The following is a 948-nucleotide window of genomic DNA, read 5'->3' as shown; positions in this document are numbered from 1 at the left end:
CCCCGGAGGACACGCGCGAGCGGGTGCTCCTGTGCCGCACCGGCGAGGAGGGCCGCGTGGCCATTCCCCTGTCGCGCGTGGCGCGGCTGGAGGAGCTGCCCCTCTCGGAGGTGGAGCACCTGAGCGGGGGCATGGAGCTGGCGCGCTACCACGGCCAGCTGCTGCCCCTGGTGCGCGTGGCCTCCGTGTTGGAGGCGCGGCCCGGCCCAGCGGCGCGACTCACCGACGGGCTTCGGCACGCGGCGGATGCATCGCTGTCCGTCGTCGTCACCACGCACGCGGACACGCGGGTGGGACTGGTGGTGGACGCCATCCTCGACGTCGCGGAGGTGGAGGTCGCCCTCCAGCGCGAGACGCGGCGCGCGGGGGTGCTGGGTTCCATGGTGGTGTTGGATCGCGCCACCGAGTTCCTGGACGTGGAGGGCGCCGTGCGCGCCGTGCACCCGGAGCTGCTCGCGGGAGGCGCGCCATGAGCACCCTGCGTCAGTTGTGCTCCTTCCACGTGGGCGAGCACCTGTTCGGTCTGGACATCGAGCGCGTGCAGGAGATCCTCCTGCCGCCTCCGCTCACGCGCGTCCCGGGCGCCCCGCCGGAGGTGGCGGGGCTGCTCAACCTGCGCGGGCAGATCGTCCCCGCCATCGACCTGCGTCGCCGTCTGGACCTGCCGGAGGGCACCGCCCCCGCGGACGCGCCCCATGTCGTGCTGCGGGGAGATGACGGCGCGGTGAGCCTGCGCGTGGATGCCATTGGCGACATCCTCCCCCTGGAGGATGCGGCGCTGGCGCCCCTGCCGGACAACCTGCGCGGGTCGCTGCGCACGATGTTGCTGGGCGTCCACGCGCTGCCGGACCGCCTCCTGCTGGTGTTGTCCGCGGACGCGGTGGTGGACGGGCTCCCGCCCGCCTCCGGCCCTTCCGCCTCCCCTTCCTTCCCTGCGTTGTCCCAGGA

2 protein-coding genes are annotated in these 948 nt (G+C 74.1%); both read left to right on the top strand.

Features of this window, described 5'->3' with window-relative positions; translation table 11 throughout:
* A partial coding sequence (locus D7X74_RS42130; RefSeq protein ID WP_199742028.1) for a chemotaxis protein CheW occupies positions 1–473 on the top strand: 473 nt, incomplete at its 5' end.
* The coding region (locus D7X74_RS42125) for a chemotaxis protein CheW (RefSeq protein WP_120538484.1) at positions 470–948 on the top strand (479 nt) is incomplete at its 3' end. The genes D7X74_RS42130 and D7X74_RS42125, both read left to right, overlap by 4 nt.

Origin of the sequence: Corallococcus sp. CA047B, assembly GCF_003612065.1 — a bacterium.
Lineage (GTDB): Bacteria > Myxococcota > Myxococcia > Myxococcales > Myxococcaceae > Corallococcus > Corallococcus praedator.
This window is presented reverse-complemented; position numbering and strand designations above follow the sequence as displayed.